General features: G+C 37.6%; 9 protein-coding genes. 5 read left to right on the top strand and 4 right to left on the bottom strand.

What is annotated here, in order from left to right; translation table 11 throughout:
- On the bottom strand, positions 1–287 hold a 287-nt coding region (locus ACUVXA_RS14090), incomplete at its 3' end, for a hypothetical protein (protein ID WP_445871915.1).
- Between the two features lie 64 nt (positions 288–351).
- Here ACUVXA_RS14090 and ACUVXA_RS14085 point away from each other — a divergent pair.
- The 4 genes from ACUVXA_RS14085 (at position 352) to ACUVXA_RS14070 (ending at position 2,937) form a co-directional block, all read left to right on the top strand.
- Positions 352–651: a hypothetical protein gene (locus tag ACUVXA_RS14085; protein WP_445871914.1), complete on the top strand. Its 300-nt coding sequence runs from the start codon at positions 352–354 to the stop codon at positions 649–651.
- A gap of 193 nt (positions 652–844) precedes the next feature.
- Positions 845–1,444 (top strand): archaeal proteasome endopeptidase complex subunit beta, encoded by a 600-nt coding sequence (gene psmB / locus ACUVXA_RS14080; protein WP_445871913.1) that lies wholly within the window; start codon positions 845–847, stop codon positions 1,442–1,444.
- A 192-nt stretch (positions 1,445–1,636) separates the two neighbouring features.
- Entirely contained in the window at positions 1,637–2,587 is a 951-nt protein-coding gene (locus ACUVXA_RS14075; RefSeq protein ID WP_445871912.1) for a DUF1152 domain-containing protein, read from the top strand.
- A gap of 71 nt (positions 2,588–2,658) precedes the next feature.
- Entirely contained in the window at positions 2,659–2,937 is a 279-nt protein-coding gene (locus tag ACUVXA_RS14070; protein WP_445871911.1) for a hypothetical protein, read from the top strand.
- Between the two features lie 30 nt (positions 2,938–2,967).
- Here ACUVXA_RS14070 and ACUVXA_RS14065 read toward each other — a convergent pair whose 3' ends face one another.
- Positions 2,968–4,257 carry a TIGR04013 family B12-binding domain/radical SAM domain-containing protein gene (locus ACUVXA_RS14065; RefSeq protein ID WP_445871910.1) on the bottom strand — a complete coding sequence of 430 codons (1,290 nt, stop codon included), beginning with the start codon at positions 4,255–4,257 and terminating at the stop codon, positions 2,968–2,970.
- A 48-nt stretch (positions 4,258–4,305) separates the two neighbouring features.
- The gene (locus ACUVXA_RS14060) at positions 4,306–5,196 is read right to left on the bottom strand and encodes a class I SAM-dependent methyltransferase (RefSeq protein ID WP_445871909.1); all 891 of its coding nucleotides are present in this window, start codon (positions 5,194–5,196) and stop codon (positions 4,306–4,308) included.
- Between the two features lie 323 nt (positions 5,197–5,519).
- Between ACUVXA_RS14060 and ACUVXA_RS14055 the strand changes: the two genes are divergently transcribed.
- Complete coding sequence (locus ACUVXA_RS14055; RefSeq protein ID WP_445871908.1) at positions 5,520–6,125, top strand: hypothetical protein; 606 nt, start codon at positions 5,520–5,522, stop codon at positions 6,123–6,125.
- 80 nt (positions 6,126–6,205) lie between these two features.
- Here ACUVXA_RS14055 and ACUVXA_RS14050 read toward each other — a convergent pair whose 3' ends face one another.
- The gene (locus ACUVXA_RS14050; RefSeq protein WP_445871907.1) at positions 6,206–6,394 is read right to left on the bottom strand and encodes a hypothetical protein; all 189 of its coding nucleotides are present in this window, start codon (positions 6,392–6,394) and stop codon (positions 6,206–6,208) included.
- Positions 6,395–6,527: the final 133 nt, after the last annotated feature.

Below are 6,527 nucleotides of genomic sequence, written 5' to 3'. Positions count from 1 at the left end.
CACAAGACTAAAAAACACAAAAAACAAAACAAAATTCCAAACCACTGGGAGGGGGGGTTCTGGGGTCTTCCCGGACCCTTTTTGAGCAGTTCGCCTATGCCCAGCCTCAGCGTGGCCTCGTCCACGGCGTCCCTTATGAGGAGGAGCATGTCGTTTATCTCGTTTATCTGGGCCCGGTCGTACCTGCTCCAGTCGATCTCCTTCTCCTCTCTCGGGACGTACTTGAACTCGTCCTTCTTGAGTTGCTCTATCAGCCTGTTGAGCTTCTCTTGCTCCTTGTTCTTCACACCAGTCACCTCGTATATTATTTGTCCGTCAGGTTTAAATATTTTACGTGCATTATTTACACTTATGATGGGTAAGCTTATCGCCTTCAAGGTGTACCGGAACAACGACCAGAGAACGACGAACAGGTTCTGCCAGAAGTTCTACGGTCAGGACGTGACCTCCCACGGCGGGAGGTACCGCTCCCGCAAGCATGGGCTGCTGGAGGAGGTCCCCCACGTGAAGCTCATAAGGAGCGTGATCATCGTGGCGGAGGACGACGCAAAAAGGGTGGTAGACTTCCTCAAAGAGTACAACGCCGAGATCCATGTACGCGAAGTCGTCCTAACCCCCAGCGACGAACAAACCTTAAAGAAAAGGAACTAAACTAATTTTGTCCCAAAGCCATTATAGTATAAAAGGATTGTTAAGAATCAATTTTATCTTACAATTACGATTAAATTGCCTATAAGATAAAAACTAATAAAAGAGAATAAATAGATTGGAAAATTAATGTACTGATTACCACAAAAAGTTTTTATTTATTAGACGAATTGATGGGTTAAAGGAGAAATTCAAAATGTCTGGTTATCCGGAGAGCGCAACAATAGTAGGAATAGTATGCAAAAATGGCGTAGTGTTAGCTGCAGAAAAACGTGTTACTTATGGCAGATTAATTACAAGTCGAACTGGAAAGAAGGTCTTCAAAATTACTGATAACATTGGAATTACGGTTGCTGGCCTAATTGCCGACATGCAAGTTCTATCAAAAGAGCTGGAAGCAATGTCTAGAATGTACGCGATGGAACAACGTAAACCAATAAACCTTCGAGCCGCAGCCACCCTCCTATCGAACATACTTTACGAAAGAAAGATGGCGCCTTTCTTCAGTCAAACAATTATCGGTGGTGTAGATGAAGGAGGACCAGCAATATACACCTTAGACTTATTGGGCTCCCTGTTAAAGGACGCCTATGCAGCTGCGGGCTCTGGCTCAGAAATTGCCCTGGGCACTCTTGAGAGATCTTACAAAGAAGGAATGGACATAAACCAAGGAAAAGACTTAGCAATAAGAGCAATAAGAGCGGCAGCAAAACGAGACGTTTTATCAGGAGAAGGAATTGACGTTATGACCATAACCAATAAAGGAATAGAAATATCGGAAGAAAGTATCACCTAATTCAAAGAGGTATTTCCTCCCTTTTTTATTAAGAATATTTAAAAAACCCACGTGATAAAGAAACTTCCTATTATCCTCATAATGCTTGTTAATTTTTTTGTTAATATCAGAAAAAATCAATAACCAAATTTTCTACAATAAAAAACTGATTTAGACTTTCCTTATTATGAAAATTTTTCTCTGGAGATGAAAATGCTCGAATCGATAGAGAAACTAGCTTCTAAAATAAATAGAGCTTTGATAATAGGAGTTGGCGGCGGTGGCGATATACTCGGTACTCTGCCCACCAGTAATTATCTTAATATTTTGGGGGTAGAGACTATACTAGGAGGGGTGAGCTGGGAGCGTATAGTATTCGACCCGAAACCAGGACCAAGATCGCTAGACGATGTGGAAAATATTGAGAAAATTTCTGAATGCACCGCTTTCATAGATAAAAATTCCCGTACCAGAGATGGAGTATACTTTCAATGCAGCAATATGGCTAAATATCTAAAACAGAGAACAATTATGGTGGATGTGTCTAAAGGTGTTAGAGATATTTCTAGGGGATTACAGGAAACAGTAAAAAAACTTAAATTGGACTTGATAGTAGGACTCGATGTAGGTGGTGACATCCTAGCCTCTTCTCGAGAATCAGGATTAAGAAGCCCCCTTTGTGACGGTATGATGCTTACCTCTTTACGGTTTTTGAAAATCCCCACAATTATTGCTGTTTTCGCTCCGGGCTGTGACGGTGAACTCACCCTAGATGAACTTGTAAAGAGATTCCAACTTGCTGCTAGTAACTCCGGATATTTAGGAGCAAGAGGCATGACTCCGGATGATTTCTATAAAATGTCTGAGGCTGTAAGATATGTAAAAACTGAAGCTAGCTTTCTTCCTCTTAGAGCATGGAAGGGTAAACACGGGATTTTTAAAATAAGAAACGGAAATCGTAGTGTGGAACTATCTATTTTTTCGACTCTAACATTTTACTTCGATACCAAAGTTGTTTATGATCTAAGTCCAATAGGGAAGGCTCTCAAGAACACGAAAAATTTTCAAGAATCTAATCAAAGGCTTCATGAATTGAATTTAATGACTGAATATGATTTCGAATTAAATTATGTTAAAAATCGTAAAAAAACAGATTTCCAATAGAGTTACTATTCAATTTTAAACTTCAATATTACTATCAGAATTTAGAAAAGCAAGTTGGCCAAAGGGTGAGGATGAAAACGGATAAGAGGCAGGGAATAGTTAGAGAAATACTCTCGGAGAAAGGAAGGTACTGGAAAGTTACGATGGGCAAAGACGAATGGCAACACTACGATTACGAAGAAGGAAAAGTTTATAGGAAAAAACTCGTGCGGCAAACTAAAGAATTTGTTAAAGAAGAAAGAATACATCGAAGAGGACACCGAAAACCTAATACTAATAAATACCAAAAACCACAATGGAGAAAAAATATACCAATGGAACCCTTAATTCTTATGACTGCTCTTGAATAATTTTTTTGACCGGATTCCTAAGATTCTTTTTTATGAAGTGTTAAATCTTCTTCCAAGCGAAAAATCCTGTTGAGATTCCAAACAGCCCCATATTCTACCGCCTCGACCTAGTTTATACAAGTCCCTGAGCACTTCTGTATCTATTGGGGCAGGCGTGCTGTGGGCCACTGGGGTTCCCGCTAGGGGTATAAAATAGTGAAGTCTAGCCTTAACCTTTCCTTTCTTGAATAGATGCTTAATGGCTTCAAGGGTTTTGTACTGGTCGTTTCTGGTTTCTGAGGGAAATCCCAGGAGAAAATCTACAGAGACTTCTAACCCGTTATTTATTGCAATTTCCACAGCCTCGTAAACATCATCTATGGTGTGTCCCCTATTCATTAACTTTAATATGCGATTACTTCCTGATTGCCCTCCTATCGTAACCAACTTATTATCACAATATTCGGAAATAATTCCTGCAAGTTCTTCATCGAAGTTTTCTGGTCTACCCTCTGAGGGAAATGAGCAAAAGAAAACTCTGGCTTTATTTAATGATTTGACTGTTCTTAATAATTCTTCAATAGCTTTAGGATTCGATTTCAATCCGTCTTTGGAGCCATAACAAAGAGAATTAGGGCTAATGAATCTAATATCGGTACGCCCTCTTTCCCTAAATCGTTTCTCATATGCTTCTACATGTTTCTTTATGATATTCACACTTCTGTGGTGCATTTTTTTTCCAAAACTGTAAGATACCTGACAGTATTTGCAACCATGAGGACAGCCACGGCTAATTTCAATTGGCGGAAACATGTCAAATTTTTCGGAAAAGCTATAAAATTTATCCAGAGGTAAATCTTGTTTCTCGGTTCTTATTATTTCATTATTCTGGAAATAGGCGATACCTGGAGTGTTATAGAGAGGTTTATCTAATTGAAGATTATAAATTAGTTTGGGAAAGCTAGCTTCACTAGTGCCTAGTGCCACAATGTCAAATCCCATCCTTAAGGTGCTCTTAACATCTCCAGTGGGATGCGGTCCTCCTGCGATTAGAACAAATTTTTCTTTTCCCAGTTGAGATATGTGTTTTGAGAGGTTTTTTAACTCCTTCAGAACTGATGGTGCTTGGGTTGTGAAAAACGAGTATGCAAAAACCACTTTGTCGTATTCTTTGACCATATCCTTAACTAGAGAGTGGGACAACTTTTTGAAATCCCTAAGAAAAAAAATTGGAAGATTATGGAAACTATAATCTCTCTCAAGGACACCCAGTAGCGGTGCAAAACTATACCAATTCTTTTTTAAGATTCTAAGTACCAGTAGTAATCTCTTCCACTCCATATTGCTTCTAAGTAACCCATATTATTTCAATCTTATACAGAAGACCTTTCAAAAAATAAATGTGTTTTCAGTCCCTCTCTTCTTTTTTCCAATTAGCCTCCAGCCGGGAATAAGCAATTTCAGATGAACGGTTCGAATCCAAAAATCTATTAGTGGTGTAAGTAAAGCTATTATTTCCACTAATAATCGATGGATAAAAGAAGATTCAGGTATAAGCTTGGATAGGGTTTTTGCAGCCTTTAAGCATACAGATAGATCCACAAAGAATATCTCAATGCCATTTTTTGACAGTTTTTTAATAAAGTCCAGATAAGTTGCGTTATAATAGAGGGAATTTTTAATTCTCCCCCATCTCCAAACAATAGGATCCGCAATTCTTTTAGGCAGAAGAACTACAAAAGGCAAGCCACTATGAGGATCACTAAGGATAATATACGGTGATAGCTTGTTATGTGTTTCAATAAAGATTACTCCACCAGCTTTTAGAAGTCTACCAATCTCTAAAAAGAATTTATTAATATTTGAAATATGTTCGACAACATCATTGCATACTAAAATGTCAAACACTTCATCCCTAAAAGGAGTATTGCACGCATCTGTATTGGACACATCGATAAGAACCTTCTCTTCACATGCTCTAACTTTTGTGATTTTGGTGCAGTTACCATTGACATCAATTGAAACAACCCTAGCTCCATTCCTAGCAAACGCTATAGACACTCCTCCAGAACCACATCCCACATCAAGCACCTTCAACTTATTTATCTCTAATCGTCCTCTAAATAGGGATACTATAAGATTGCCCCGGTTAACACCAGTTAAATGATATAGCTCGATAATCTTAAACCGTGGATGTTGCTTAGGAGGTAGAATTAATTGCTGCAACAATTTTTTAAACTGGTTTTCATCATGACCGTATTTTTCACCAGATATAGTCACTAATGAACCTCCTGAAGTGGAAAGAAATTAATTGAGCTATCTTAAATCAAGTTATATTTTTAAAAGTAAAAGAAATTTTTCATTAAACACTGTACTTACTCTCAATAATTAATATTTTAATATGGGTAATTGAATTACTTTTCGGCCACCATTTTTAATTTCTTTCGTAACCTAAATATATAACACTTATTAAAATTATTATTAGTAACATTCAGAAGTTAAAATTCTAAAAAACCTGAGATTTTCAAACTACTTAAGGTTAATAGCAATTTTAATCCTCTGAAAGCGGCTAGGATTATAGTCAAGTTGTTGGAGGAAGGATATTGCCCGGTTATCAAAAAAATTATGTCGGACTAAACACAAACGTGGATGCGGTTTTTGAGGAACTCAAAATCTTTTTTTCGGAGCACGGATACAAAATTAAATCTTTAAATAAGAAAAAGGGAATAATGGAAGTTCAGATAGACAAGGCCTTTGACAAAAGCTACGGCAAGATTTCTTTCATCGGGGATCCCAGCAATTATGATGCCCGGGTTGACTGGGATGCTAGTCTCAGAAAAGTTTTTTGGATTAATTTCATCACAAAATTGCAAGATCTAATAAAAGCAAATAGTACTCCAGAAAAGCAGGAGGATGTCGGGGGTTTAAGCTGGTCTCCCTCCGAGGAAGTAGTAGGAAAACTGGACTGGAGAAGGATGCCTGATGACCCAGAATTAGTAAAAATGAGAAAGGAAACAGAAACTGAGCTAGATGGAAAACGCAGTGTCTTTTTAGCACAGGCAAATGTTCATGAACATGAAGGACAAATAAAGGAAGCCTTAAGACTCTACCAGATGGCAGTGATAATATCCAAGGATTTGGGCGAGAATGTTTACGCCGAAATGTTTGAATCAAAAATTGGTGAACTGGAAGAAAAAGCCAAAAAATAAACATATGCTAGTGGACTCTAAAAGCATTGTTCTTCATAAAATATACAAAATTATTTTGATATCTTAATCTTTTAATTAGTTTATTTAAATTTAAATTTGGGTTTATCACTTTTTACAGCCGAGTTTTGGAGAAACTCTGGTTGCTTAACCAATTTTTTTGATTTTTCTGTAAAATCGTAATTTTTCGCAAATCTTGATTTCTCAGGGCTTTTTCCAACCTCCCTCTCTTGTAACTTAGCCCAATTATCTAAAATCTCTAATACATACATTCGTTTTCCTCTGTACTTTGTAAAATTAGTATATGTTTATAATTTCTTTTAACATTTTAGTGGAAATCGACCTACGGTGAAAACCGTTGTCCGAAACTTACCCATTTAGGACACCGCCTAAATGGTGTTCGGT

It is taken from the genome of Candidatus Jordarchaeum sp. (genome assembly GCF_052745115.1).
Note: the sequence above shows the minus strand (reverse complement) of the source record. Positions and strands in the feature narration are given on the sequence as shown.

What these genes read in the sequence shown, in the direction of transcription:
- ACUVXA_RS14085 (WP_445871914.1), top strand. Translation starts at nt 352, where the DNA reads ATGATGGGTAAGCTTATCGCCTTCAAGGTGTACCGGAACAACGACCAG.
- psmB (WP_445871913.1), top strand. Translation starts at nt 845, where the DNA reads ATGTCTGGTTATCCGGAGAGCGCAACAATAGTAGGAATAGTATGCAAA.
- ACUVXA_RS14075 (WP_445871912.1), top strand. Translation starts at nt 1,637, where the DNA reads ATGCTCGAATCGATAGAGAAACTAGCTTCTAAAATAAATAGAGCTTTG.
- ACUVXA_RS14070 (WP_445871911.1), top strand. Translation starts at nt 2,659, where the DNA reads ATGAAAACGGATAAGAGGCAGGGAATAGTTAGAGAAATACTCTCGGAG.
- ACUVXA_RS14065 (WP_445871910.1), bottom strand. Translation starts at nt 4,257, where the DNA reads ATGGAGTGGAAGAGATTACTACTGGTACTTAGAATCTTAAAAAAGAAT.
- ACUVXA_RS14050 (WP_445871907.1), bottom strand. Translation starts at nt 6,394, where the DNA reads ATGTATGTATTAGAGATTTTAGATAATTGGGCTAAGTTACAAGAGAGG.